Origin of the sequence: Mycobacterium paraintracellulare (genome assembly GCF_000276825.1) — a bacterium.
Classification (GTDB): domain Bacteria; phylum Actinomycetota; class Actinomycetes; order Mycobacteriales; family Mycobacteriaceae; genus Mycobacterium; species Mycobacterium intracellulare.
Genome location: NC_016948.1, coordinates 4,738,778 through 4,762,735, shown reverse-complemented (window position 1 = coordinate 4,762,735; position 23,958 = coordinate 4,738,778). Strand labels below are relative to the sequence as shown.

Genomic DNA, 23,958 nt, shown 5'->3' with positions numbered 1-23,958 from the left:
GTGCCAGACTGGCGGCGAGGAGGCGAGAGGAACGCGGTGGCCGCCGATGGCGGTCACCGCGTTCGCCGTTTCAGTTCATCAACACTTGCGGCGAAAGCTCTTTGAGCATCGCGTTGGCCCAGCGCATCTGGCGCAGCGTCTCGGGATGACAGCGCGAGGCCAGGCTCAGCAGTTCGGAATCCTTGGCGGCCTGCGCCCCCTGGGCCAGCAGCTCCCAGTCCAGCGACACCCCCGCGGACAGGCGGTGAATCCGGCGTAGGTCGGCGAGCAGCATCAGCCCCGGCTCCGGCCGGTGCCGCAGCAGGCCGCTGAGGCGCGATTGCAGGAAACCGGTGACCGCGCCGGTGCGGGGATCGGTGGACAGGTGCAGGCCGTAGTGGCGGCCGTGCCGCGCCAGCTCGGCGAGGTGATGGCGTGACCAGCCGGCCAGGTCCTGCGCCAGGTGGCTGACGTCCTGGTCGCTGTGGTGTCGCGCGGCGACCACGTTGAGTTCGTGGGCCAGCTTGCGTTCGGAGCGGTGCAGTTCGCGCAGCGCCATTTTGAGCTTCACGCCTGACCCCCCAAGGCTTCGGCAACCGTCGCGGGCGGGGCGGCGGCGCCGTTCCCGCCGGCTCGCCGCATCCGGCTTTTGCGCAGCCGGGCGGCGGCCGTCTTGAAGATCGGCTGCTTGGACACCGGGTCCCAATCGGTCAGCGTGAGTTCGTTGCCGGCCCGGTGATGCCCGTTGGTCCCGGCATCCCAATAGCCATAGTGGAAGGGCACGAACAACACGCCGTCGCGGATGCCGCAGACCCGCGCCGCGCACCTGATGCAGCCCCGCGGCGTGCTCACCTCGACCAGGTCGCCGTCGGCGATGCCCAGCCGGCGCGCGTCGCCGGCCGAGACCTCGACCCACACCTCGGGGGCGGCCCGCTGAAGTTGCTGTGCCCGCGCGGTTTTCGTGCGGGTATGGAAGTGGTAGACGGTGCGTCCGGTGATCAGCGCGAACGGGAAATCCGGGCTGGTCCGCTCATGGGGAGGAACGTATTGGGCCGCCTTGATGATCGCCCTGCCGTAGGGGTTCATCGAGCGGTACTCGTCGGGCTGCAGCGGGGCGCCGGTGATCATGTCTTTGCCGTAGGCCTCACAGTAGTCGGGTTCCGCCCAGAACTTCGCGTCGGCGTAGAGACGCTCGGTGCCGTCGGGATGTTCTGTGTTGCAAGGCCATTGGATGCCGCTGCCGCCGCGCAGTTTCGCATAGCTCAGACCGGTGTAGTCGCACGGCCGCCCCGCGCTGCATTTCTTCCACGCCTCGAACGCCGACTCGGCATCGGTCCAGGGTGGGAAGGGTTGGCCGTCCTTGTCGCGGAAGTCCATGCGGCGCGCGTAGTCCAGGAAGATGTCGAGGTCCGGGCGCGCGGAACCCGGTGGATCCACGGCCTTTTCGGACAGGTGCACGGTGCGGTCGGCGTTGGTGAAGGTGCCGGTCTTCTCGGCCCACGCCGCGGCGGGCAACACGACGTCGGCCAGCGCGGCGGTTTCGGTCAGGAAGATGTCCTGGACGACGAGGAACAGCCGCTCCTGGGAGAAGATGTCGCGGATGCGGGCCAGCTCCGGCAGCGACACCAGGGGATTGGTGGCGGTGACCCACAACATCCGCAGCGTCCCCTCCTCGGCGAAGCGGAACATCTGCATGGCGTGCGTCGGCGGGGCGTAGTGCGGAATCTGCAGGGGCTCGAGGTTCCACAACGCGGCCAGCTCGGCGACGTGAGAGTCGTTGGACCAGTTGCGGAAACCGGCCAGGTCCCCGTCGGCGCCGCATTCGCGGGTGTTCTCGGCCGTCGGCTGCCCGTTCATCTGCAGCACCCCGCAGCCGGGCTTACCCAGCATGCCGCGCACCAGGTGAATGTTGTTGACCTGCACGGCCGCCGCGGTGGCCTGGTGCGACTGGTAGAAGCCCTGCAGCACGGTGGACAGCAGCCGCTTAGCGGTGCCGAGCAGCCGCGCGGCGCGCCGGATGTCCTCGGCCGGCACGCCGCAGATGTCGGCGACCCGCTCGGGTCCGAACTCTTCGACCCGGCCGCGCAGCTCGTCGAAACCGACCGTGTGCGAGTCGATGTAGTCCCGGTCGATCCAGCCGTTGCCGATGATCTCGTGCAGCAGCCCGTTCATCAACGGGACGTTGGTGCCCGGCACCGGCGCCAGGTGAACGGTGGCGTGCCGGGCGACCGGCGTCAGCCGGGGGTCGACGCAGACGATCGCCGGCGGCGAGGCCCCGGCCAGCCGGTCCAGCATCCGCGCCCACAGCACCGTCTGCGTCTCGGCGACGTTGTGCCCGAACAACGCGATGACATCGGCGTGGTCGACGTCGGTGTAGGACCCCGGCTGCCCGTCGCAGCCGAACGATTCCTTCAGCGCCTCGGCCGCCGTCGCGGTGCACAGCCGGGTGTTGCCGTCGACGTGGTTGGTGCCGATCGCGCCGTGCGCGATGGCGCCCTGCGTGTAGTAGGCCTCCAGGAACAACTGTCCGGACGTGTAGAAGCCGATCGAGCTGGGGCCGTAGCCGTCGAGCAGCTGCTTGCTGCGGTCGACGATCCGCTGCATGGCGGTGTCCCAGTCGCACGGCTTCAGCTCGCCGCGCTCCCTGATCATCGGGGTGGTGAGCCGGTCGGCGGAGGCGTTGGCCTGCCAGCCGAACAGGTCCTTGGGGTCGAGGCGCCCGTGGTTGACGCGGTCGACGGCGCGCCCGCGCACGCCCACGATGCGGCCGTCCTTGACGGCGATGTCCAGACCGTCGCCGTTGGAGTGCAGCACCGCCGCCGATTGCACCCAGCGGTCCACCGACTCGGCGGTGATGCCGTCGGCGAGGTAGGTGTCGACCCGGTCCGGCCATGGGGTGCCGGGTTCGTACGGGGTGCGCGCCCCCCAGGGATCCGCGATGCGATCTGTGGCCACAGGCGTGGACTTCCCCGGCAGCGGGCCCCGAAACCACTTCAGCCAGGGGCAAATCAGCGGGCTAGAGCCCGAATTCGGCCTCGATCCCGTCGATGCCGGCGCGGATGGCGGCCAGGGCGTCGGCCCGGGCGCGCAGCTTGGTGGCGGCATGCGCGCGCTGATTGAGGCCGGCGAATTCGGCGGCGGCCTCCTGCGCGCGGTCCAGCACCATCTCGGGCAGCACGATCTCGTCGATAAAGCCTGCGGCAAGGGCGGTTTCGCCGAAGAACGTCTTGGCCAGCCCCGCGGCCTGCTGGTACCCCGACGGCGTCAGCCGCAGCTTCATGATCTCCAGCGCGGCATACGGGATGACCATGCCGATCGCGACCTCGTTGGCCTGGATGTTGTAGGCGTGGGCCGCCACCCGGTGATCGCCCGACGACAACAGGAACGCCCCCATCGCGATCGCATGGCCGGTGCACGCCATCACCACCGGCTTCGGAAACGACAGGAGCCGGTAGGCCAGCTCGAACCCGCCGCGCAACATGTCGATCGCGGGCTGCACCTCGCCGGAGGTGAGGATCTTCAGGTCGAAGCCGCCGCTGAACACCCGCTCGTTGCCGGTGATCACCAGCGCCCCGGCGTTGTCCCGCTCGGCCTGGTCGATCGCGTCGCCCAGAGCCCGCTGCATGGTCGGGCCCAGCGCGTTGACCTTGCCGTCGTCCATCCTGATGACGGCGAGGGAGTCCTTGGTGCTGTAGTGGACCGGGGCGGTCATGGGTGCTCCTGCTCCTTGCCGTCAGGCGGACTGGTTGTGGTGTTTGCCCAGATCGTCTTCGGCGTTACTCCAGCGCAGGCTCACATCGGTGGGTTCGTCGAGTTGGCGGGTGCGCCAGCGGTCTTGGGTCTCCCGAACCGCGGCGTTGATCCGTTCGATCTCGCTGCGGAAAACCTCGGGCCGGGTCTCCTTGCTGGCGTAGTGGAAATAGGTCAGCAGGCCGCGCAGCAGCTCCAGCTTTTCCTTCTCCCGCTTCGCCAGGTCGTGGGTGGTCATCAACTCGATGCGCTGCACGGGTGGCAGGGCGTCCCAGTCCAGGACGACGTCGGTGCGCAGGGGAGAACGCTCGCGCTGCCAGAATCGCCATCCGCGCGGCTGGTCGGGGCGGTCGTAATAGCTGACGGTCCCGGTGAAACGCGACTCGATGCCGCTGCCGATCTCGGCGCGGTCGAGGGCGGAGTCCCACACCAGGCGCCATTCCTGGCCGGGCGCCAGCACCGGCAGCTCCCGGGGCAGGCGCAGTTCGACGACATCGGCGTAGCCGTCGGTGGCGCTTTCGTATTCGGCCACGGTCGGCGGATTGTCGAACGAGAACTGAATGTCATAGGCCGCGGTCTGGCCGAAGTTGCGGACCACGAGTTCGATCACGTGCCAGTCGGCGGAATGCGGCTCCATGAACACCCCGACGTGCGGGCGGGTCTGCTCGGCGGCGGCGCGGCGGTTGCGGGTGATCTGGCTGTTGGTGAAGACCAGTGTGACGACGGCGAGGGCGATCGCCGCCCACGCTGCCCACGCTATCCAGGTGCTGGACCCGACGTGCGTGACCCCATGCCAGCTGTCCTGGATCCAACCCATGGAATCCACCCTCCGCTTATATCACAGGGCCGGACGCCGAAGGGGCCCATCGAGCGATCACCCACCCATCAGCATTCGCCATTGGTCAAGGTCCGCGGCCCGATACACATAGTTGGACCGCTTGACGTCCGACAGCGAGGCACTGGGCTGCGTCGAATACCAATGCCCCGGAAACACCGTCGGGTCGCCGGGCAGGGTCGCGAGCCGCTGCAGGCTGCGGTACATCTCGTCGGAGTCGCCGCCGGGGAAGTCGGTGCGCCCGCAGCCCTCCAGGAACAACGTGTCACCGGCGACGAGGCGGCCGTCGAGCAGAAAACACTGGCTGCCCGGGGTGTGACCGGGCGTGTGCAGCAACTCGATCTCGATGTCGCCGATGCTGACCTTGTCGTGGTTCTCGTGCGCGGTCAGGTCGCCGACCCCGATCCCGGTGACTCGCGAAACCCACAGCGCCTCATGGGTATTGACGTGCACCGGCACCGGCGCCCGTTCCAGCAGTTCGGCCAGGCCGGCCAGCGAGAAGCCCATCATCGATCCGCCGACGTGGTCGGGGTGGTGGTGCGTCACCAGCACCCCGGACAGGTGCATGCCGTCGGCCTCGAGGGTGTCGAGGAGATCACCGGCGGCATACGCCGGGTCGACGACCACGCAGTCCCCGGTTTGCCGGTCGCCGATCAGGTACGCGAAGTTGCGCATCTGCGTCGCGAACATGTCGCCGGCGGCGAAGTCGCGGCCGGCGAGCAGTTGACGGAAGTAGAGCCGGTCATCTGACACGTGACCAGACTAGGACCCGGATCGCGGCGGCCCGGCGGGTAGTCCGCCACCGCTTGGTTCGCGCCGCCCGGCGGCGGCGCGACACCCCTTCGGAGCACCGGGTTGGGCCCGTTGCCAGTGGGTATTGTTGGCGCATGAGGAAGAAGGTCGAAATCGAGGTCGACCTCGATTTGGTCGACGAGGCGATCCAGCGCTTCCGTGTCGCCGACGCGCGTGAGGCCGTCAATCTCGCGTTGCGCACCCTGCTTCGTGAGGGAGCTTCCGACGAAGAGGAAGACGAGTACGACGAATTCAGCGACCTCAACGCGTGGCGGCCTCGCCGTTCCCGCGAGACCGGGTGAGCCGGGCATTTCGGGTGACCACCGCGGGCCGCTGTCCATCGGTACTCGTGGTTTGGTGCCGCTGCGAGCCGGGTTGTACCCTCTTTTAGGCCCGCGCGACTGATCGCTTCGGGTGAACGGCCCCCTTAGCTCAGTCGGTAGAGCGTTTCCATGGTAAGGAAAAGGTCAACGGTTCGATTCCGTTAGGGGGCTCGGCGGACGCCGAGCAGGCGTGGCGGCCCCGACCCCAAAACGGGGTGGCCAGAGGCGATGTAGCTCAGTCGGTTAGAGCGAACGACTCATAATCGTTAGGTCGCCGGTTCGAGTCCGGCCATCGCTACAACAGAACAGCACAGATCTTTTCAAGAATCGAGAGAGAACCGTCATGGCGTCCAGTACCGACGTACGGCCGAAGATCACCTTGGCATGCGAGGTGTGCAAGCACCGCAACTACATCACCAAGAAAAACCGCCGGAACGACCCGGACCGACTGGAGCTGAAGAAGTTCTGCCCCAACTGCGGTAAGCACCAGGCGCATCGCGAGACACGCTAGCGGCGCCCCGCCAGCGTTTACTCCGATTGACTAGGTAGTTTAAGAACCGTGCCGTTAACCGAGAGCATCGTCGGGATGCACTACCGCTACCCCGATCATTACGAGGTAGAGCGGGAGAAGATCCGCGAGTACGCGGTCGCCGTCAAACACGACGACCCGGCGTATTTCGAGGAGAAGGCGGCCGCCGACCTCGGCTACTCGGGGCTGCCGGCCCCCCTGACCTTCGTCTGCGTGTTCGGCTACACGGCGCAGACGGCCTTCTTCAAGCACGCCAACGTCGCCGTCCAGGACGCCCAGATCGTGCAGGTCGACCAGGTGCTGAAGTTCTTCGCGCCGCTGGTCGCCGGGGACAAGCTCTACTGCGACGTCTACGTGGACTCGGTGCGGGTGTCGCACGGCACCCAGATCATCGTCACCAAGAACGTCATCACCAACGAGGCGGGTGACGTCGTGCAAGAGACCTATACGACCCTGGCGGGCCGTGCCGGCGAGGATGGAGAAGAGGGATTTTCTGATGCCACTGCGTGAGTTCAGCTCCGTGAAGGTGGGTGACCAGCTTCCGGAGAAGACCTACCCGTTGACCCGACAGGATCTGGTGAATTACGCGGGCGTCTCCGGCGACTTGAACCCGATCCACTGGGACGACGAGATGGCCAAGGTCGTCGGCCTGGAGACCGCGATCGCGCACGGCATGCTGACCATGGGCATCGGCGGCGGCTACGTCACCGCGTGGATCGGTGACCCCGGCGCGGTGACCGAGTACAACGTGCGGTTCACCGCCGTGGTGCCGGTGCCCAACGACGGCAAGGGCGCCGAGCTGGTCTTCAACGGCCGCGTCAAGTCCGCCGATCCCGAAACCAAGTCCGTGACCATCGCGCTCACCGCCACCACCGGCGGCAAGAAGATCTTCGGTAGGGCCATCGCGTCCGCGACCCTGGCATAGCGCATGGCGCTCAAGACAGACATCAGGGGGATGATCTGGCGCTACCCGGACTACTTCGTCGTCGGCCGTGAACAACTGCGCCAGTTCGCGCTGTCCATCAAGAACCGCCACCCGGCCCACTTCGAGGAGGACGCCGCCGCCGAACTCGGCCACGACGCGATCATCGCGCCGCTGACCTTCGGGACCATCTTCGCCAAACTGGTCCAGCTGGATTTCTTCCGGCACGTCGACATCGGCATGGAGACGCTGGTGATCGTCCAGGTCGACCAGCGGTTCGTGTTCTCCAAGCCGATCAAGGCCGGCGACAAGCTGTGGGCCCGGATGGACATCGTTTCGGTGGACGAGCGTTTCGGCGCCGACATCGTCGTCACCAAGAACATCTGCACCGACGAGAACGACGAGGTGGTCCTAGAGGCCTACACCACGCTGATGGGCCAGTACGCCGACAACTCCGCGAACCTGCGTTGGGACTCGGAGTCCGGCCAGGTCGTCAGAACGGCGTAATTAGTATCTGACTCCCGCGTCGATGTACACTCGGACCTCGGGGTTTTCCCAGCATCAGCGCGCTTTCCGTGAGTCGAGCAATCGGAAGGCGCGCGTGTCATGTAAGCCCCGGTAGGTAAGCGCAGGTTGGCCTGCCAACCGCGAAGGGGCGTAGCTCAACTGGCAGAGCAGCGGTCTCCAAAACCGCAGGTTGCAGGTTCAAGTCCTGTCGCCCCTGCTGAAGACGGACGGAGCCGGACCATGGGCATGAGCATGTGCCATGGTGGACACTGGAAGGTGCGCCGCCACCGATGGGACGGCTCTCGGGGTACTAGCAAACAAAGGAGCGTGCGGTGAGCGACGAAGGCGACGTTGCCAACGACGCCGCAAGCGACGGCACTGACACGACGGAGGGCCGCGCGAGCGGTGTCCGGACGGCGGTGGTGACGCGGCCACAACGCCCGACCGGTAAGCGGTCCCGCCAGAAGGCGGCCGACGCCGGCGAGGATGCCGACGCCGCGTCGCCGGACGAAATCGAAGCCTCCGGCAAGGACAAGGCCAAGAAGGGCGCCAAAGCCAAGAAGGCCGCCAAGCCGAAGAAATCCGCGGACAGCCGGGCCAACCCGTTCCTGTTCGTCTACAACTACCTCAAGCAGGTCGTTGCGGAGATGCGGAAGGTCATTTGGCCCAACCGCAAGCAGATGCTCACGTACACCTCCGTCGTGCTGGCCTTCCTGGCCTTCATGGTGGCGCTGGTCGGCCTGGCGGATTTCGGCCTGACCAAGCTGGTGCTGTTGGTGTTCGGCTGAGCGAGCGACGCCGCTGTGAAAAGTGACAGAGAGGACTGACACCGTGACTAGCTTCGACGGTGACCCGTCCGCGGGTGACGCGGTCGACCTGAAAGAGACCACGGAAGCTGCCGAGGTTTCTGACGACACGGCGACCTCCGAGGTTTCCGAGGCGACCACGGACGAGGCGACCACGGACGAGGCCGCCGACGCTGCCGGGGCGCCCGACGAGCCGGCCGAAGAGGTCGACCCGGCCGTCGCGCTCAAGGCGGAACTGCGCAGCAAGCCCGGCGACTGGTACGTCATCCACTCCTACGCGGGATACGAGAACAAGGTCAAAGCCAACCTCGAAACGCGGGTGCAGAACCTCGACGTCGGCGACTACATCTTCCAGGTCGAGGTGCCCACCGAAGAGGTCACCGAGATCAAGAACGGCCAGCGCAAGCAGGTCAATCGCAAGGTGCTGCCCGGCTACATCCTGGTGCGCATGGACCTGACGGACGACTCGTGGGCCGCGGTGCGCAACACCCCCGGCGTCACCGGGTTCGTCGGGGCGACCTCGCGCCCGTCGGCCCTGACGCTCGACGACGTGGTGAAGTTCCTGCTGCCGCGCGGCGCGACGAAGAAGGCCGCCAAGGGGGCGGCTACAACCGCCACCGCCGCCGAGGCCGGGGGGCTGGAACGCCCGGCCATCGAGGTCGACTACGAGGTCGGCGAATCGGTCACGGTCATGGACGGCCCGTTCGCGACGCTGCCGGCCACGATCAGCGAGGTCAACGGCGAGCAGCAGAAACTCAAGGTGCTGGTGTCGATCTTCGGCCGCGAAACCCCGGTCGAATTGACCTTCAGCCAAGTCTCCAAGCTCTAAACCGGCGGCTCCGCCGGGCACAAACCAGGAAGGAACGAACAACATCTCATGGCCCCGAAGAAGAAAGTCGTCGGGCTGATCAAGCTTCAGATCCAGGCGGGGCAGGCCAACCCGGCGCCGCCGGTCGGGCCCGCGCTCGGTCAGCACGGCGTCAACATCATGGAGTTCTGCAAGGCGTACAACGCCGCCACGGAGAACCAGCGCGGCCAGGTCATCCCGGTCGAGATCACGGTCTACGAGGACCGCAGCTTCACCTTCGCGCTCAAGACCCCGCCCGCCGCCAAGCTGCTGCTCAAGGCCGCCGGCGTCGGCAAGGGTTCGGCCGAGCCGCACAAGACCAAGGTCGCCAAGGTCAGCTGGGATCAGGTCAAGGAGATCGCCGAGACCAAGAAGGCCGACCTGAACGCCAACGACATCGACGCGGCCGCCAAGATCATCGCCGGCACCGCCCGGTCGATGGGTATCACCGTCGAGTAGTCCGAGCATGACGAAGCGGGGCGAGGAACGAGGCCCAGCGTAGGTATGGGAAGGACGAATCGACGCAAAGACACCGTCGAGTAATACCCCGCACCACCACCGTGGGAGGGCTGGCTTCGGCCCGATAACCACGACCCAACACCAGATTGGATGAATCAATGAGCAAGAACAGCAAGGCATACCGCGCCGCCGCCGAGAAGGTGGACCGCAACAGCCTGTACTCCCCGCTGGAGGCGGCCAAGCTCGCCAAGGAAACGTCGTCGAGCAAGCAGGACGCGACCGTCGAGGTGGCGATCCGGCTCGGCGTCGACCCGCGCAAGGCCGACCAGATGGTCCGCGGCACGGTGAACCTGCCGCACGGCACCGGCAAGACCGCCCGGGTGGCGGTGTTCGCGGTCGGCGACAAGGCCGAGCAGGCGCAGGCCGCCGGCGCGGACATCGTCGGCAGCGACGACCTGATCGAGAAGATCCAGGGCGGCTGGCTGGAGTTCGACGCCGCGATCGCGACCCCGGACCAGATGGCCAAGGTCGGCCGCATCGCGCGGGTGCTCGGTCCGCGCGGCCTGATGCCGAACCCGAAGACCGGCACCGTCACCCCCGACGTCGCCAAGGCCGTGGCCGACATCAAGGGCGGCAAGATCAACTTCCGCATCGACAAGCAGGCCAACCTGCACTTCGTCATCGGCAAGGCCTCCTTCGACGAGAAGTCGCTGGCCGAGAACTACGGCGCCGCGCTCGACGAGGTGCTGCGGCTCAAGCCGTCCGCGTCGAAGGGCCGCTACCTGAAGAAGATCACCGTGTCGACGACGACGGGGCCGGGCATTCCGGTCGACCCGTCGGTCACCCGCAACTTCTCCGAGGCCTGATCTCTCTCCTGGTCGAACGTCGACTTGTGGCGCGATCACCCAAGTAATCGGCGCCACAAGTCGACGTTCGGCGGGAATTACCCCCCGCACTCGGCGATGCGGCGCCGCAGGAACGCGCGTCCCGGCTCAGACCCGTTGGACTCCAACGCCGCTCGGTACCACGTCAGCGCATCGGCCGGCCGGCCCGCGCGGCGCAGCAGGTCGGCGCGCACGGTCGCGACCAGGTTCGAGCGGGCGAGCCGCGGATCGCCAGCCACATCGTCCAGGGCGGCCAGCCCGGCGTCGGGCCCGTCGCGAAAGCCGATCGCCAGCGCGCGATTGGCGGCCACCACCGGGGACCCGGTGAGCTGCCACAGCCGGTCATAGGCCGAGCAGATGGCGACCCAGTCCGTGCGTTCCCAGGACGGGGCCGTGGCGTGCAGCGCGGCGATCACCGCCTGGGGCAGGTAGGCGCCCGTCGAGCCTCGGGCGTGACGCAACCGCTCGAGCCCGCGGGCGATGCGCGCGCGGTCCCACCGGCGGCGGTCCTGGTCCTCGAGCGGCACCAGCATCCCGGACTCGTCCACCCGGGTCGCGCGTCGCGAATCGTGCAGCAGCATCAGGGCGGACAGCGCGTGCGCCTCCGGCTCGGCGGGCAGCAGCGCGCACAGCTCGCCGCCCAGCCGGATCCCCTCGTCGCACAGGTCGTCGCGGATGGCCGACGGGCCCGCCGTCGACCAGTAGCCCTCGGTGAACACCGAATAGACGCAACCCAGCACGTGCGGGGTGCGCTCGGGCAGCAGCTCGGCGGGCGGGACGCGCAGCGGGATGTTGGCGTGCCGAACCTTGTTCTTGGCGCGCGTGATTCGCTGGCCGATCGCCGCCTCGGTCTGCAGCAGCGCGCGGGCGATTTCGCCGACGGTCAGGCCCGAGACCAGCCGCAGCGTCAGCGCCAATTGCGATTGCCGGTCCAGCGCCGGGTGCGCGCAGGTGAACATCATCCGCAACTCGTCGTCGCGAACCGGGTGCGGGTCGGTGTGCTCGGTGCGCGCCCTGATGTCGTCCAACACGGCCGCCAATTCCTTTCCGGGGCGCACCGATTCGCGGCGCAAGCGATCACGGGCCCGATTACGGCCGACGGTCACCAGCCACCCGCCCGGGTTGGCGGGCAGCCCGTCGCGCGGCCAGGTGCGCAGCGCCTCGGCGCAGGCCTCCTGGACGGCGTCCTCGGCGACGGTGAGGTCACCCGACCACCGCGCGAGCGCGGCCACGGCCGGGCCCCACTCCCGGCGGAAGACGCCGTCCAGGTCGGCCATCTGGCTACAGGCCGGAGACGCCCGCCAACTGGCGCAGCTGCACGGACGAGGCGGGGATCATCGAGGCGATCTTGACCGCCTCGTCACGATCGGCGGCGCTCAACAGGTAGATGCCGGTGGCGATTTCGGCGCCCTCCACGTACGGCCCGTCGGTGATGAGGACCTCGCCGTCGCGCACCCGCACGGTCGTCGCCGTGGACCGGTCGTGCAGCGCGGCGCCGCCGATCACGTGATCGCCGGCGGCGGCGTGCAGCTCGACGTGCTTGGCCGCCACCGCCTCCCACTCCGGCGTGCCCGGTGTGTGCGCGGATTCGGCGGGCTCGAGCAGCAGCGCGAGCCAGTCGTTGCCGGTGAGCGCGCGGGACGGCTCGACGGCGTGGACCACCGGCCACAGCTCCACCGCCCCGAACTCGGCCACCGGGACGTCGCGCGCCAGCGCCAGCGCCTCGTCGAGGTTTTCGGCCTCGAACACGTAATAGCCGCAAGCCACTTCGGCGGATTCCGCGAAGGGACCGTCGGTGACCGTCGGCGCGTCCGGGCCGCCGGAAATGGCCACGGCGGACGCGGCGGGCGCCAGGGCGTCACCGGCCTTGATCGCCGGCCCGGCCTTGGCGTGAAAGTTCTCCCAGGCGGCCATCGCGGCGGCGGCATCGTCGGGCGCACGGTCCTGTTCCTTGCTGATCAACAAGGCGAAGTACTGCATGGTCGTCACCTCCGGTAGTGAGCGAAGCCGTCTGCTCCACTCTCTACCTACTCGACGAACCGCGCAGCGCCAATCCGACAGGCGCCGCAGAAATTCAGGCGGCCGCGCCCGGCTTGAGGTAGGTCACCAGGCTGACGTCGAGCATCTCCTCGGTGAAGTAGTGCTCGCAGCCGCGCAGGTACTTGATGTAGCGGTTGTAGACCTCTTCGGAGGTGACCTCGATGGCCTTGTCCCGGTTCGACTCGAGCGTGTCACCCCAGATGTGCAGGGTCTTGATGTAGTGCGGCCGCAACGAAAGCGGTTCGGGCACAACAAAACCGGCCTTCTCGCCGTGGTCGACCATCATCTGGGTGGAGGGCAGCCGGCCGCCGGGGAAGATCTCGGTCACGATGAACTTGATGAACCGCGCCGTCTCGAAGCTCAGCTTCTTGCCGCGCGCGGCCAGATCGTACGGGTGGTAGCTGACGCTGCTCTGGACGGTCATGCGGCCGTCGTCGGGCATGATGTCGTAGGTCCGCTTGAAGAAGTCGTCGTAGTTCTCGTGGCCGAAGTGCTCGAAGGCCTCGATCGACACGATGCGGTCGACGGGCTCGGAGAAGTCCTCCCAGTTCTGCAGGCGCACCTCCCGCGAGCGGTTGCTGTCGATGGAGCCGAGCAACGCTTCGGCGCGGGCGTGCTGGTTCTTGGACAGCGTCAGGCCGATGACGTTGACGTCGAACCGCTCGACGGCGCGCTTCATGGTGGTGCCCCACCCGCAGCCGATGTCGAGCAGGGTCATGCCGGGCTTGAGGTCCAGCTTGTCGAGGTTGAGGTCGATCTTCGCGTACTGGGCCTCTTCCAGGGTCATGTCGTCGCGCTCGAAGTAGGCGCAACTGTAGATCCGTGACGGGTCCTGGAACAGGCCGAAGAAATCGTCGGAGACGTCGTAATGCGCCTGGATGTCTTCCGAGCGCGTCCGCGTCTTCGTCGGGCCAGTCGGTTGCTCAGCCATTTTCGTCCTGTTCTCCTCGATGACGTTCGCTGCCTCTAGTCGCGCGCATCGAGGGGTCCGGTGTGAGCAGCAACGATACCCAACGTCGAGGCGTCGTTTCCGAAGGGTGCGAGTGCGCGTCGCGGGCCCGACCGCGCAGCCAAACTCTACTTTCCGCCGACGCTACTTGGTGAGCGTGTACTGGGCCACGTTCGAGATGCCTTTGCGGAAAAGGTTCGCGCAGCCCGTCAGGTAGCGCATGAAGCGGTCGTAGACCTCTTCGGACTGGATGGCGATCGCGCGGTCGCGGTTGGCCTCCAGGTTGGCCGCCCAGGTGTCCAGCGTCCGGGCGTAGTGCGACTGCAGGTATTGCGTCTGCTCGAGGCCGAAACCGCTGGCTCGCGAAAGGTCGACGATGTCGGCTTCGCCGCACATCTGCCCGCCGGGAAAGATCTCCTTGCCGAGGAAGTGCAGGAAGCGCAGGTCCGACATCGTGATCTTGATGCCGACTTCCTTCCAGTGCGATTGCGGGTAGGTGAAGATGCTGTGCATCAGCATCCGGCTGTCGTTGGGGAGGGTTTCATATGCCCAGTCCCAGAACGCGGGCCAGCGTTCCTTTTTGAACGCGTCGAAGGCCTCGAAGCTGATAATCCGGTCGACGTGCTCGTCGAATTCTTCCCACCCCTGCAGCCGGGCCTCGGCGCGCCGCGTCGTCGGGATCGCGGCCAGCCGCGCCTTGGTGCGCGTGTAATGGTTGCGGCTGAGCGTGATGCCGATGACATTGACGTCGTATTTCTCCAGCGCCCGGACCACGGCCCCGCCCCAGCCGCACCCGACGTCGAGCACCGTCATGCCCGGCTCGAGGTTCAGCTTGTCCAGCCCCAGGTCCAGCTTGGCCAGCTGCGCCTGTTCCAAGGTCATGTCGTCGTCTTTGAAATACGCGCAGGTGTAGACCATGTTTGGGTCGAGGAACAACGCGAAGAAGTCGTCCGAAATGTCGTAGGTAGCCTGCGACTCTTCGTAATACGGCTCCAGCTTCACCATTGCGACACCCACCCTCCTTCGACAACCGTACAACCCTGCGGCATGGACTGAAAATGCGGGGAAATGTTTCTGCGGAATGCCTTTTGGCTCAACACGCCCTGGCGAAATTGTTAGTCAGCACGCCGATCACCTGATCCCACAACTGCTGTGGCAGATCATGACCCATCCCGTCGAATAACACCAATCGGGCGCCGTCGATGGCCCGGGCCACCGCGCGGCCACCGAAGGGCCGCATCAGCTTGTCCGCCCGGCCGTGGATCACCACGGTCGGAGCGACGGTGCCGTGGTTGTAGCGCCGCAGGCTGCCGCTGCCCAGCACCGCGGCGAAGTGCCGCGCCACGCCCTGCGGGTAGTAATTGCGGTCGTACCCCTCGGCGGCCTCGGCGCGGGCCTGCTCGTCGGGCACCCGGTAGCGCGGGCTGCCGATGATCTTGCCGACCCGCACGGCGTTGTCGACGATCACCTCGCGCGGCGAGTTCGGCGGCGGCCCCTTCAACAGGGCCAGCAGCGCGCGCGGTGCCGGCGGCGGCAACAGAGCCGCGTTGTTGCTGGAGAAGATGATCGCCAGGGATTGGGTCCGCTCGCGGAATCGCGCGGCGAAGATCTGGGCGATCATGCCGCCCATCGACGCCCCGACGATGTGGGCGCGTTCGATGCCCAGATGATCGAGCACGGCCGCCGCGTCGTCAGCCATGTCCTCGAGCTTGTACACCGCCCGGCTGGGCAGACCGAGCCAGGACCGGACCAACCGCGTCGCCAGCGGCTGTCCCGAGCTGCCGTACTGGGTCTTGCTGGACAGGCCGACGTCTCGATTGTCGTACCGGATGACGCGCAGCCCTTGGTCGATCAGCTTTTGGCAGAACGCGGTTCGCCACAGCAGCAGCTGGGCCCCCAGCCCCATGATCAGCAGGACGGGCGGGTCGTCGACGTCGCCCATGTCCTCGTAGTACAGCTTCAGGTCGCCTGATATGGCGTATCCCGTGCGGACCTGCACGCCTATACCTCGACGTCCGAGGAGTGCTCGCGGCTGACTTCGACCATGAAGTTCGCGAAATACCCCGTCAGTTGCGGATCCGACATCATCTGCCACTTCGGCGCCAGCAGCTTCATGTACCGCTCGACGTAGAGGAACTGCTTGCCGATCAGCACCAGCTCGCGGGGCAGCTTGACGTCGTAGGCGTCGGCCAGCGCCGACAGCTGCCGGCCGATGTCGGCGTAGGACATGTCGCCCAGCGTCTGCATGGTCAGCGGGGTGGCGAACTTTTCCAGATCCTTGGCGGCCTGGGCCTCGGGCTTCATGGTGCCGACGGCCCCCATCAGCACCACGATCTTGCCCGCCGCGGCATGGTCCTTCTTGACCAGCAGCGCGTACACCAATTCGCGCAGCAGCCACCGGGTGCGGGGATCGATGCGGCCCATGATCCCGAAGTCGAAGAACACGATCCGGCCCTGATCGTCGACGTAAAGGTTGCCCGCGTGCAGGTCGCCGTGGAACAGCCCGTGCCGCAGCCCACCTTCGAACAGCGAGAACAGCAGCGCCTTCACCAGCTCGACGCCGTCGAACCCGGCCTTGCGGATGGCGGCGACGTCGTCGATGCGGATGCCGGACACCCGCTCCATGGTCAGCACCCGGTCGCTGGTGAAGTCCCAGTACACCTGCGGCACCCGGATGTTGCGGCCCAGCGGGGAGGCGTGCAGGTGCGAGACCCACGCCTCCATCGACTGCGCCTCCAGCCGGAAATTGAGCTCCTCGGCCAGGTTGTCGGAGAAGTCGGCCACGACGTCCTGCGCGGACAGCCGGCGGCCGAGCTTGGCCACCTCGACGGCCTGGGCGAAGCGCTTGAGGATCTGCAGGTCGGCGGCGACCCGGCGGCGAATGCCCGGCCGCTGGATCTTGACGACGACCTGCTCGCCGCTGTGCAGGGTCGCGTAGTGCACCTGGGCGATCGACGCCGACGCGAACGGTTCCTCGTCCCAGCTGGCGAACAGCTCGGACGGGTCGGCGCCGAGCTCCTCGATGAACAGCTTGTGCACCTCGCCGGGGTCGGCGGGCGGCACCCGGTCCAGCAGGCCGCGGAACTCCCGGGACAGCGATTCGCCGAACGCCCCCGGGCTCGACGCGATGATCTGCCCGAACTTGACGTACGTCGGTCCCAGGTCGGCGAAGGTCTGGGGGAGCTGCCTGATCACCTTCTGCTGCCACGGACCCCTGCCGGGCAGCTTGGTGACGATGCGAGCGGCGGAGCGGGTGACCTGCCAACCGGTCACCGCTACCCGGGCCGCTTCGACCGGCAACGGCACCCGGTCGAGCTTGGCCACCTCTCGATGCTTGGTAGAACTCATTCCAGCAGTCTGCCAAACCGGTGCTGGCAAGTCCCAATCTCTACTGGTGCCGGTGCCCGCCTCGCCACGGCTGCACCCACCCCTCGATCGCCCAGCCTTCGTGCCCGGCGATCAGCTCGTACATGGTCGCGCCGTCGATCGTCTCCCGGACGATGTCGGCGTGACCGGCGTGCCGCGCCAGCTCGTTGATCACGTGCAGGATCACCCAGCGCACCGACCACGCCCGCTGGTCCTTGGGGAACCAGGGGATGTCGCGCGGCACGGGCACCGCGGCGTCGAGGTCCGCGGTCTCGACCAGCCGCAGCGACGTCGCGTTCTGCGCCTCGAACGCCCGCAGCAGCCCGTCCAGCGTCTCGTCGGGACCCATCACATGCTGGTCGGCGAACTCCTTGCTGATCTGCTCGAACGGACGGGTGTCCTTCGGCGGCGCGTCGGGCGCGGCGGCGACGCGGGTCATCCAGCTGTGCTGCATCCCCGTGGCGTGCTTGACCAGCCCGCCGATCGACAGCGCGCTGGCCGACGGCGTGGAGCGGGCCTGTTCGTCGGTGAGGCCGTAGCTGACGGCGAAGTACGCGCTTTGGTGGAACGCCAGGAATTCGCGCAGGGCGCTGCGTTCATCGGACACCGGTGGTGCGAGGGCGGGCATTGTCAATCCATCCTGTTGTGAACGTAAAGGTCGCGCAGGCAAGCGATTTCGGCGCCATGGTGGATCGCTTCCCGATTGATGTGCAAGACCAGCGCGCTCAGCGGGTAGTCGGCGTACGGCCCTTCGGCCGCGCCGCAGCGGCGGGTCAGGTCGGCGGCGGACAGCGACCGTACACCGTTGATCCACACCGCGTACGTCTCGTCCAGTTGCCGCAGGGCGGTGGCGGCGGTGGTGGCGTAGTTCCAACTCTGGTAATCGGCGGACGGTCCACCGAAATGGTGATGGGCACGCATCGCGAACACCCCGACAATCACGTGTGCCATGCGCCACGCGATCGTGGTGAACGGTGCCGGGCTGGGCGCCGGGAACGCGAAGTCGATCGACCCGTCCGGGTGCACCGTCCAGCAGTGGGGCACCGGCTGCCAGAAGTACTCGTCGTCGGTCAGGCCGCCCAGGCGAGGGCGCAGCTGGTTGCGCCAGTGCCAGTCGAGTTGGTCGGCCAGTTGGGCGCTCAGATCTGCCATGGCACCGAGCTTTCCACCAATGCGACGGGTTCGCGGTCAGGCGACGGGTTTCTCGGTTGGCCGCGCCGCCGTAAAGTGCGGGGATGCAGCTGGTTTCGGCGGAGTCGACGGAGCTTTTCGTCGGGCCGCCGGAAGCCCCGCTGCAGCTGGCGCGCGTCACCGTCGCCGGGGTGGGCGAGCCGAGGCGGGTCCGCATCGACGGGGACGGCCTGACCGGGGAGGCGGTCGCCGATATCGGCGACGAGCTCGTCGAGGTCCCCGTCACCCTGGACCGTCCGGTGGTCGGCGAGCGACGGTCCGCGCGGGTGCGCGCCGGGCGCGCGGACCTGCCGTTCGAGTTCACGGTCGCCGAGCCCGGCTGGACCATGTTCATGGTCAGTCACTTCCACTACGACCCGGTGTGGTGGAACACCCAGGGCGCCTACACCAGCGAATGGACCGAGGATCCGCCGGGGCGGGCCCGGCAGACCAACGGCTTCGAGCTCGTGCACGCCCACCTGGAGATGGCCCGCCGCGAGCCCGAGTACAAGTTCGTGCTCGCCGAGGTGGACTACCTCAAGCCGTACTGGGACACCCGCCCCGAGGACCGCGCCGACCTGCGCCGGTTCATCGCGCAGGGCCGTGTCGAGGTGCTGGGCGGCACCTACAACGAACCGAACACCAATCTCACCAGCCCGGAAACGACCATCCGGAACCTGGTGCACGGCATGGGTTTTCAGCGCCACGTCCTGGGTGCCGACCCGGCGACCGCGTGGCAGCTGGACGTGTTCGGCCACGACCCGCAGTTCCCGGGCCTGGCCGCCGACGCCGGCCTGACGTCGAGTTCGTGGGCCCGGGGACCGCACCACCAGTGGGGCCCGATGCACAGCGACGGCGGACTGGGCGGCATGCAGTTCTGCAGCGAGTTCGAGTGGATCTCGCCGTCGGGCCGCGGCCTGCTCACCCACTACATGCCCGCGCATTACTCGGCGGGGTGGTGGATGGACTCCGCGACCACGCTGCGCGAGGCCTCCGACGCCACGTACGAGCTGTTCGATCAGCTCAAAACGGTGGCGCTGACCCGCAACGTGCTGCTGCCCGTCGGCACCGACTACACGCCGCCCAACACATGGGTCACCGCGATCCATCGCGACTGGGCCGCCCGCTACACCTGGCCGCGATTCGTGTGCGCGCTGCCGCGCGAGTTCTTCGCGGCGGTGCGCGCCGAGCTGGCGCAGCGCGGGTGTGAGCCGTCGCCGCAGACCCGGGACATGAACCCGATCTACACCGGCAAGGACGTGTCCTACATCGACACCAAACAAGCCAACCGGGCCGCCGAGAACGCCGTGCTGGCGGCCGAGCGGTTCGCGGTGTTCGCGGCCCTGGCGACCGGCGCCGACTACCCGCATGCGGCCCTGGCCAAGGCGTGGGTGCAGCTGGCCTACGGCGCGCACCACGACGCGATCACCGGGTCGGAATCCGACCAGGTCTACCTCGACCTGTTGACCGGCTGGCGCGACGCGTGTGAGCTGGGCCGCACGGCCCGGGACGCCTCGCTGGCGCTGCTGTCCGGGGCGATCGAGGGCGACGTCGTCGTGTGGAACCCCCTGGCGCACCCACGCACCGATCTCGTCACCGCGCGCATCGATCCGCCGCTGCCCGCGGGCGTGCGGGTGCTGGACGCCGACGGCGCCGAACTGCCCGCGCTGGTCGAGCACGACGGGAGCTCGGTCACCTGGCTGGCCCGCGATGTCGGGTCGCTGGGCTGGCGGGCCTACCGGCTGGCACCCGCCGACCAAGCGGCCGGCTGGGCGGCGGTGCCGGGATCGGTGATCGCCAACGAGCACTACCGGCTCGAGGTCGACAAGGCCCGCGGCGGGGCCGTCGCCTCGCTGATCGACTTGTCTGCCCAGGGGGGCCGCGAGCTGATCGCCGAGGGCCGGGTGGGCAACGAGCTCGCCGTCTACGAGGAATACCCGTCGCACCCCACGCAGGGCGAGGGACCGTGGCACCTGCTGCCCAAGGGGCCGGTGGTGTGCTCGTCGGAATCGCCGGCGCGGGTGCGGGCCTTTCGCGGACCCCTCGGTGAGCGGGTGGTGGTCCGCGGTCGGATCGGCACGCTGCTGCGCTACACCCAGACCCTGACGCTGTGGCGGGGCGTCGCGCGGGTGGACTGCCGCACCACCATCGACGACTTCACCGGCGCCGATCAGCTGGTGCGGCTGCGCTGGCCGTGCCCGGTGCCGGGCGCCATGCCGGTCAGCGAAGTCGGCGACGCCGTCGTCGGCCGCGGTTTCGCGCTGCTGCACGACGGGCCGCGCGCGGTGGACACCGCCCGGCACCTGTGGGCCCTGGACAACCCGGCGTACGGCTGGTTCGGCCTGTCCTCGGCCGCCCGGGTCCGGGTGTCGGGGGCCGGGGTGCGGGCGATCTCGGTCGCCGAGGTGGTGTCTCCGGCGGAGGCGGTGTCCGGGCCGCTGGCGCGCGCGCTGATGGTGGCGCTGGTCCGCGCCGGAGTCACGGCCACCTGCAGCGCCGCGGACAAGCCCCGCTACGGCCACCTGGAGGTGGATTCCAACCTGCCCGACGTGCGGATCGCGCTGGGCGGGCCGGACCGCAACGCCTTCACCGAGGCGGTGCTGGCCCACGCCGATGCGGTGTACGCCCGGGAACTCGACCGCCAGCTGGCGGCGACCGGCCGGGCCCGGGTCTGGGTGCCGGCCGAGACGCCGCTGGCCGCGGTGTGGGTGCCCGGCGCCGACCTGCGTGGACTGCGGGCGCTGCCGGTGCTGGTCGTCGACGGCCGCGCCGACGAGGACCTGCGCGCGGAGATCGCCGCGCTGGCCGACGATCTCGGTGACGCCGAGATCGTCGCGCAGCGGCCCGCGTCGGGAACGGAGGCGTTCGAGGACCGCACCGTCGCCCTGCTCAACCGCGGGGTGCCCAGCTTCGCCGTCGACACCGAGGGCACCCTGCACACCGCGCTGATGCGCTCGTGCACCGGCTGGCCGTCGGGCATCTGGATCGATGACCCCCGCCGCACCGCGCCGGACGGCTCCAACTTCCAGCTGCAGCACTGGACCCACGATTTCGACTACGCGTTGGTCAGCGGCGACGGCGACTGGCGGCGCGCGGACATCCCCACCCGCAGCGCGCAGTTCGCGCAGCCGCTGCTCGCCGTCGCCGGGGGCCGGCGGCCCGGTGCGCTGCCGCCGGTCGGTGCGCTGCTGCGCGTCGAGCTCGCCGACTCGGTCCACCTGGCGGCCCTCAAGGCGGCCGGCGATCCGCTGACCGCGGGCCGCGCCGCGCCGGTCGACCCGCACTCGGTCGCCCTGCGGTTGGTGGAGACGACCGGGGCGGGCGCGCGGGTGACGCTTAGCTCGGACGTCGCGGCGATCAGCGACCTGCGGGCCGCCGACCTCCTGGAGGCTCCCGAGGGGCGGCTGGATTCGGTCGACCTGCACGGCTACCAGGTGGCGACCGTGCTGGCCCGGTTCGACCTGCCCGCGACGCTCGCGGACGCCGCCGCCCTGGCGCCGAACGCCGAGGCCGCCCAGCCGCTCTACGCCCGCTATTGGCTGCACAACCGCGGGCCCGCGCCGCTCGGGGGCCTGCCCGCGGTCGCCCACCTGCACCCGTCGCAGATCAGTGCGCAGCCCGGCCGCGACGTGACGGTGCGTCTGACCGCGGCCAGCGACTGCAGCGACGCCACGCTGCGCGGCGGGGTCGTCCTCGCGTGCCCGGACGGCTGGTCGGCCACGCCCGCCGAGCTGCCCTTCACCCTGTGCAGCGGCGGCCACCTGGAGGCCGACGTGGTGGTGTCGATCCCGCCGACGGCAGAACCGGGCCTCTACCCCGTCCGGGCACGGCTGCGCCTCACCGGCGAACACATCCCCGCCCCCTGGCGGCAAGCGGTCGAGGACGTGTGCGTGGTCGCGGTGGGCGGCGCGGCGGTCGACCCGGGCGGGCTGGTCTACCTCGCCGACGGGCCGCGCGAGGTCACGCTGCGACCCGGCGAAGCGGGTGAGGTGACCGTCACCGTCGGCACCCACGCCCGGGCCGATTTGGCGCTCGAGGCGCATCTGATCAGCCCCTGGGGCACGTGGGAATGGATGGGACCCGCCGCCCTCGGCGCGGTCCTGCCCGCCGGCGGCACCGTCGGCCTCGGCTTCCGGGTGACCCCGCCGGCCTGGCTGGGACCCGGGCAATGGTGGGCGCTGGTGCGCATCGGCTGCGCCGGGCGGCTGGTCTACTCGCCCGCGGTCCGGGTGACGGTGACATGAGCGGCCACCCTGTCGCGACCGTCGCCGGCATCCCCGTGTCGTGCGCGGAGGTCGACGCGGCCGAAACGCGGCTGCGCGCGGGGCGGGGAGCGGGCGCACTGCCGGCCGCGGGCACCAGCGAGGGCCGCCAACTGCGACGCTGGCTGACCCAGCTCATCGTGACCCGGCGGGTGGTCGCCGCCGAGGCGGACGCGCGCGGGCTGGACCCGCGCGAAGCCCCGACCGAGACGGAGCTGCTGCCCGACGTGACCGCACGGCTGGAGATCGGCAGCATCGCCGCGGCCGTACTGGCCGACCCGCGCGCCCGGGCGCTGTTCGCCGACGTCACCGCCGACGTGCACGTCACCGACGACGAGGTGGCCGCCTATCACGCCCGCAACCCGCTGCGCTTCGCCGCGGCACGACCGGGTGAAAACGGCTGGCGCACAACGGCGTTGGCCGCTCCACCGCTGGCCGAGGTGCGATCGGCGATCGCCGAGCAGCTGCGCGGCGCCGCCCGGCGGCGCGCCTTCCGGCTGTGGCTGCACGCCCGCCGCGCCGAGCTGGTGCGGCTCGCGCCCGGCTACGAGCATCCCGGCGACCCCCGCCAACCCGACAACACCCACCGGCACTGAGACCATGCCAACCCTCTGCCTGGACATCGGCGGCACCAAAATCGCCGCCGCTCTGGTCGATTCGGCCGGCGCGCTGGTGCACAGCGCGATCCGCCCCACCCCGGTCACGACCGCCGCCGGCGACGTGTGGGCCGTCGTCGAGGCGATGATCGCCGACGCGGTGCGCGCGGCCGACGCCCCGATCACCGCCGTCGGCATCGCCTCGGCCGGGCCGATCGACCTGCACACCGGATCGGTCAGCCCGATCAACATCGCGGGCTGGGACCGATTCCCGCTGCGCGACAGGGTCGCCGCCGCGGTGCCCGGGGTGCCGGTGGTGCTGGGCGGCGACGGCCTGTGTATGGCGTTGGGCGAGCACTGGATCGGGGCGGGCCGCAGCGCGGGGCCGGACGCCCGGTTCCTGCTGGGCATGGTGGTCTCCACCGGGGTGGGCGGCGGTCTGGTGCTCGACGGCGTCCCCTACGCCGGGCGCACCGGCAACGCCGGCCACGTCGGGCACATCGTCGTCGAACTGGACGGGCCGCCGTGCACGTGCGGCGGCCGCGGCTGCGTGGAGACGGTGGCGTCCGGGCCGTGGATGGTGCGCTGGGCGCGCGATAACGGGTGGGCGGCGCCGCCCGGCGCGGGCGCCAGGGACCTGGCCGTCGCGGCGGCGGCCGGAGACCCGGTGGCCCGGCGGGCCTTTCACCGATCGGCCAACGCGCTCGCCGCGATGATCGCCTCGGTCGGCGCGGTCTGCGATCTGGACCTCGTCGTGATCGGGGGAGGGGTGTCCAAATCCGGGCCGCTGCTCTTCGACCCCCTGCGGGCGAAGCTGGCCGACTACGCGGGGCTGGACTTCCTGTCCGGGCTGCGGGTGGTGCCCGGCGAGCTCGGCGGTGCGGCCGGCCTGATCGGCGCGGCCCGCCTCGCTGCCCTGGGCTGACGCGCCGCACGCCGCGC

The 23,958-nt window shown here is 69.1% G+C and carries 24 protein-coding genes, 3 tRNA genes and 1 pseudogene; 15 read left to right on the top strand and 13 right to left on the bottom strand.

The genetic code is table 11. From position 1 onward, the window contains the following. Window positions 1-70 precede the first annotated feature (70 nt). The 5 genes and pseudogenes from OCQ_RS22145 to OCQ_RS22125 all read right to left on the bottom strand — a co-directional run bounded on the left by OCQ_RS22145 (window position 71) and on the right by OCQ_RS22125 (window position 5,317). On the bottom strand, window positions 71-550 hold the full coding sequence (locus OCQ_RS22145) for a hypothetical protein (protein ID WP_008260959.1): 480 nt from the start codon (window positions 548-550) through the stop codon (window positions 71-73). Beyond that, the gene (locus tag OCQ_RS22140) at window positions 547-2,934 is read right to left on the bottom strand and encodes a molybdopterin oxidoreductase family protein (protein WP_014385824.1); all 2,388 of its coding nucleotides are present in this window, start codon (window positions 2,932-2,934) and stop codon (window positions 547-549) included. The genes OCQ_RS22145 and OCQ_RS22140 overlap by 4 nt, the downstream gene beginning before the upstream one ends. A 61-nt stretch (window positions 2,935-2,995) precedes the next feature. Continuing rightward, a complete protein-coding gene (locus tag OCQ_RS22135) occupies window positions 2,996-3,691 on the bottom strand; it encodes a crotonase/enoyl-CoA hydratase family protein (RefSeq protein ID WP_008260954.1) in 696 nt (231 codons plus the stop codon). A 13-nt stretch (window positions 3,692-3,704) separates the two neighbouring features. Then, window positions 3,705-4,546: pseudogene (locus tag OCQ_RS22130) on the bottom strand (hypothetical protein); the annotation flags it as partial. Window positions 4,547-4,603: 57 nt separating this feature from the next. Beyond that, a complete protein-coding gene (locus tag OCQ_RS22125) occupies window positions 4,604-5,317 on the bottom strand; it encodes an MBL fold metallo-hydrolase (RefSeq protein WP_014385823.1) in 714 nt (237 codons plus the stop codon). A 134-nt stretch (window positions 5,318-5,451) separates the two neighbouring features. Here OCQ_RS22125 and OCQ_RS22120 point away from each other — a divergent pair, with 134 nt between their 5' ends. The 12 genes from OCQ_RS22120 (at window position 5,452) to rplA (ending at window position 10,615) form a co-directional block, all read left to right on the top strand. Beyond that, complete coding sequence (locus OCQ_RS22120) at window positions 5,452-5,658, top strand: type II toxin-antitoxin system VapB family antitoxin (RefSeq protein ID WP_009957392.1); 207 nt, start codon at window positions 5,452-5,454, stop codon at window positions 5,656-5,658. A 119-nt stretch (window positions 5,659-5,777) separates the two neighbouring features. Beyond that, window positions 5,778-5,850 (top strand) — tRNA-Thr (locus OCQ_RS22115). Between the two features lie 53 nt (window positions 5,851-5,903). Then, window positions 5,904-5,977, top strand: a tRNA-Met gene (locus tag OCQ_RS22110). A gap of 45 nt (window positions 5,978-6,022) precedes the next feature. Next, complete coding sequence (gene rpmG, locus OCQ_RS22105; protein ID WP_003898538.1) at window positions 6,023-6,190, top strand: 50S ribosomal protein L33; 168 nt, start codon at window positions 6,023-6,025, stop codon at window positions 6,188-6,190. Window positions 6,191-6,265: 75 nt separating this feature from the next. Then, window positions 6,266-6,718 (top strand): (3R)-hydroxyacyl-ACP dehydratase subunit HadA, encoded by a 453-nt coding sequence (gene hadA, locus OCQ_RS22100; protein ID WP_014383315.1) that lies wholly within the window; start codon window positions 6,266-6,268, stop codon window positions 6,716-6,718. Beyond that, window positions 6,705-7,133 carry a (3R)-hydroxyacyl-ACP dehydratase subunit HadB gene (gene hadB, locus OCQ_RS22095; RefSeq protein WP_009957386.1) on the top strand — a complete coding sequence of 143 codons (429 nt, stop codon included), beginning with the start codon at window positions 6,705-6,707 and terminating at the stop codon, window positions 7,131-7,133. The genes hadA and hadB overlap by 14 nt, the downstream gene beginning before the upstream one ends. A gap of 3 nt (window positions 7,134-7,136) precedes the next feature. Next, complete coding sequence (gene hadC, locus OCQ_RS22090) at window positions 7,137-7,637, top strand: (3R)-hydroxyacyl-ACP dehydratase subunit HadC (protein WP_009957384.1); 501 nt, start codon at window positions 7,137-7,139, stop codon at window positions 7,635-7,637. A gap of 144 nt (window positions 7,638-7,781) precedes the next feature. Further along, window positions 7,782-7,854: transfer RNA gene (locus OCQ_RS22085), tRNA-Trp, on the top strand. 115 nt (window positions 7,855-7,969) lie between these two features. Beyond that, window positions 7,970-8,425 carry a preprotein translocase subunit SecE gene (gene secE, locus OCQ_RS22080; protein ID WP_014381148.1) on the top strand — a complete coding sequence of 152 codons (456 nt, stop codon included), beginning with the start codon at window positions 7,970-7,972 and terminating at the stop codon, window positions 8,423-8,425. Between the two features lie 43 nt (window positions 8,426-8,468). Next, a complete protein-coding gene (nusG, locus tag OCQ_RS22075) occupies window positions 8,469-9,272 on the top strand; it encodes a transcription termination/antitermination protein NusG (protein ID WP_009957382.1) in 804 nt (267 codons plus the stop codon). A 48-nt stretch (window positions 9,273-9,320) separates the two neighbouring features. After that, on the top strand, window positions 9,321-9,749 hold the full coding sequence (gene rplK, locus OCQ_RS22070; RefSeq protein WP_007767860.1) for a 50S ribosomal protein L11: 429 nt from the start codon (window positions 9,321-9,323) through the stop codon (window positions 9,747-9,749). Between the two features lie 158 nt (window positions 9,750-9,907). After that, window positions 9,908-10,615, top strand: coding sequence for a 50S ribosomal protein L1 (gene rplA, locus OCQ_RS22065; protein WP_008260906.1), 708 nt, complete (start codon window positions 9,908-9,910; stop codon window positions 10,613-10,615). 77 nt (window positions 10,616-10,692) lie between these two features. On the opposite strand, the gene OCQ_RS22060 is transcribed toward rplA, so the two are convergent. From OCQ_RS22060 to OCQ_RS22025, 8 genes are all read right to left on the bottom strand, one after another. After that, window positions 10,693-11,910 (bottom strand): RNA polymerase sigma factor, encoded by a 1,218-nt coding sequence (locus OCQ_RS22060; RefSeq protein ID WP_014385822.1) that lies wholly within the window; start codon window positions 11,908-11,910, stop codon window positions 10,693-10,695. Window positions 11,911-11,914: 4 nt separating this feature from the next. Beyond that, window positions 11,915-12,613: a YciI family protein gene (locus OCQ_RS22055; RefSeq protein ID WP_008260902.1), complete on the bottom strand. Its 699-nt coding sequence runs from the start codon at window positions 12,611-12,613 to the stop codon at window positions 11,915-11,917. Between the two features lie 94 nt (window positions 12,614-12,707). After that, window positions 12,708-13,604, bottom strand: a complete 897-nt coding sequence (gene mmaA4 / locus OCQ_RS22050) for a hydroxymycolate synthase MmaA4 (RefSeq protein ID WP_008260901.1) — start codon at window positions 13,602-13,604, stop codon at window positions 12,708-12,710. Window positions 13,605-13,766: 162 nt separating this feature from the next. Beyond that, window positions 13,767-14,627: a cyclopropane mycolic acid synthase family methyltransferase gene (locus OCQ_RS22045; protein ID WP_008260900.1), complete on the bottom strand. Its 861-nt coding sequence runs from the start codon at window positions 14,625-14,627 to the stop codon at window positions 13,767-13,769. Between the two features lie 88 nt (window positions 14,628-14,715). Continuing rightward, the gene (locus tag OCQ_RS22040) at window positions 14,716-15,564 is read right to left on the bottom strand and encodes an alpha/beta fold hydrolase (RefSeq protein WP_263646913.1); all 849 of its coding nucleotides are present in this window, start codon (window positions 15,562-15,564) and stop codon (window positions 14,716-14,718) included. 59 nt (window positions 15,565-15,623) lie between these two features. Further along, window positions 15,624-16,970 (bottom strand): ABC1 kinase family protein, encoded by a 1,347-nt coding sequence (locus OCQ_RS22035; RefSeq protein ID WP_020823622.1) that lies wholly within the window; start codon window positions 16,968-16,970, stop codon window positions 15,624-15,626. Window positions 16,971-17,010: 40 nt separating this feature from the next. Continuing rightward, complete coding sequence (locus OCQ_RS22030; RefSeq protein WP_014381146.1) at window positions 17,011-17,595, bottom strand: DinB family protein; 585 nt, start codon at window positions 17,593-17,595, stop codon at window positions 17,011-17,013. A 23-nt stretch (window positions 17,596-17,618) separates the two neighbouring features. Continuing rightward, window positions 17,619-18,140 carry a DinB family protein gene (locus OCQ_RS22025; RefSeq protein WP_008260895.1) on the bottom strand — a complete coding sequence of 174 codons (522 nt, stop codon included), beginning with the start codon at window positions 18,138-18,140 and terminating at the stop codon, window positions 17,619-17,621. Window positions 18,141-18,223: 83 nt separating this feature from the next. Here OCQ_RS22025 and OCQ_RS22020 point away from each other — a divergent pair, with 83 nt between their 5' ends. From OCQ_RS22020 to OCQ_RS22010, 3 genes are read left to right on the top strand one after another with little or no spacing between them, the layout of a single operon-like run. After that, on the top strand, window positions 18,224-22,402 hold the full coding sequence (locus OCQ_RS22020) for a glycoside hydrolase family 38 N-terminal domain-containing protein (RefSeq protein WP_014385821.1): 4,179 nt from the start codon (window positions 18,224-18,226) through the stop codon (window positions 22,400-22,402). Next, entirely contained in the window at window positions 22,399-23,016 is a 618-nt protein-coding gene (locus tag OCQ_RS22015; RefSeq protein ID WP_008260892.1) for a DUF7158 domain-containing protein, read from the top strand. The genes OCQ_RS22020 and OCQ_RS22015 overlap by 4 nt, the downstream gene beginning before the upstream one ends. 4 nt (window positions 23,017-23,020) lie before the next feature. Next, window positions 23,021-23,941, top strand: coding sequence for an ROK family protein (locus OCQ_RS22010; RefSeq protein WP_014381144.1), 921 nt, complete (start codon window positions 23,021-23,023; stop codon window positions 23,939-23,941). Window positions 23,942-23,958: the final 17 nt, after the last annotated feature.

Bases quoted from the DNA above. Each gene is read 5' to 3' on its own strand.
- OCQ_RS22135 (WP_008260954.1), bottom strand. From the start codon at position 3,691: ATGACCGCCCCGGTCCACTACAGCACCAAGGACTCCCTCGCCGTCATC.
- OCQ_RS22120 (WP_009957392.1), top strand. From the start codon at position 5,452: ATGAGGAAGAAGGTCGAAATCGAGGTCGACCTCGATTTGGTCGACGAG.
- rpmG (WP_003898538.1), top strand. From the start codon at position 6,023: ATGGCGTCCAGTACCGACGTACGGCCGAAGATCACCTTGGCATGCGAG.
- hadA (WP_014383315.1), top strand. From the start codon at position 6,266: ATGCACTACCGCTACCCCGATCATTACGAGGTAGAGCGGGAGAAGATC.
- hadB (WP_009957386.1), top strand. From the start codon at position 6,705: ATGCCACTGCGTGAGTTCAGCTCCGTGAAGGTGGGTGACCAGCTTCCG.
- hadC (WP_009957384.1), top strand. From the start codon at position 7,137: ATGGCGCTCAAGACAGACATCAGGGGGATGATCTGGCGCTACCCGGAC.
- rplK (WP_007767860.1), top strand. From the start codon at position 9,321: ATGGCCCCGAAGAAGAAAGTCGTCGGGCTGATCAAGCTTCAGATCCAG.
- rplA (WP_008260906.1), top strand. From the start codon at position 9,908: ATGAGCAAGAACAGCAAGGCATACCGCGCCGCCGCCGAGAAGGTGGAC.
- OCQ_RS22060 (WP_014385822.1), bottom strand. From the start codon at position 11,910: ATGGCCGACCTGGACGGCGTCTTCCGCCGGGAGTGGGGCCCGGCCGTG.
- OCQ_RS22055 (WP_008260902.1), bottom strand. From the start codon at position 12,613: ATGCAGTACTTCGCCTTGTTGATCAGCAAGGAACAGGACCGTGCGCCC.
- mmaA4 (WP_008260901.1), bottom strand. From the start codon at position 13,604: ATGGCTGAGCAACCGACTGGCCCGACGAAGACGCGGACGCGCTCGGAA.
- OCQ_RS22045 (WP_008260900.1), bottom strand. From the start codon at position 14,627: ATGGTGAAGCTGGAGCCGTATTACGAAGAGTCGCAGGCTACCTACGAC.
- OCQ_RS22040 (WP_263646913.1), bottom strand. From the start codon at position 15,564: ATGGGCGACGTCGACGACCCGCCCGTCCTGCTGATCATGGGGCTGGGG.
- OCQ_RS22035 (WP_020823622.1), bottom strand. From the start codon at position 16,970: ATGAGTTCTACCAAGCATCGAGAGGTGGCCAAGCTCGACCGGGTGCCG.
- OCQ_RS22025 (WP_008260895.1), bottom strand. From the start codon at position 18,140: ATGGCAGATCTGAGCGCCCAACTGGCCGACCAACTCGACTGGCACTGG.
- OCQ_RS22020 (WP_014385821.1), top strand. From the start codon at position 18,224: ATGCAGCTGGTTTCGGCGGAGTCGACGGAGCTTTTCGTCGGGCCGCCG.
- OCQ_RS22015 (WP_008260892.1), top strand. From the start codon at position 22,399: ATGAGCGGCCACCCTGTCGCGACCGTCGCCGGCATCCCCGTGTCGTGC.
- OCQ_RS22010 (WP_014381144.1), top strand. From the start codon at position 23,021: ATGCCAACCCTCTGCCTGGACATCGGCGGCACCAAAATCGCCGCCGCT.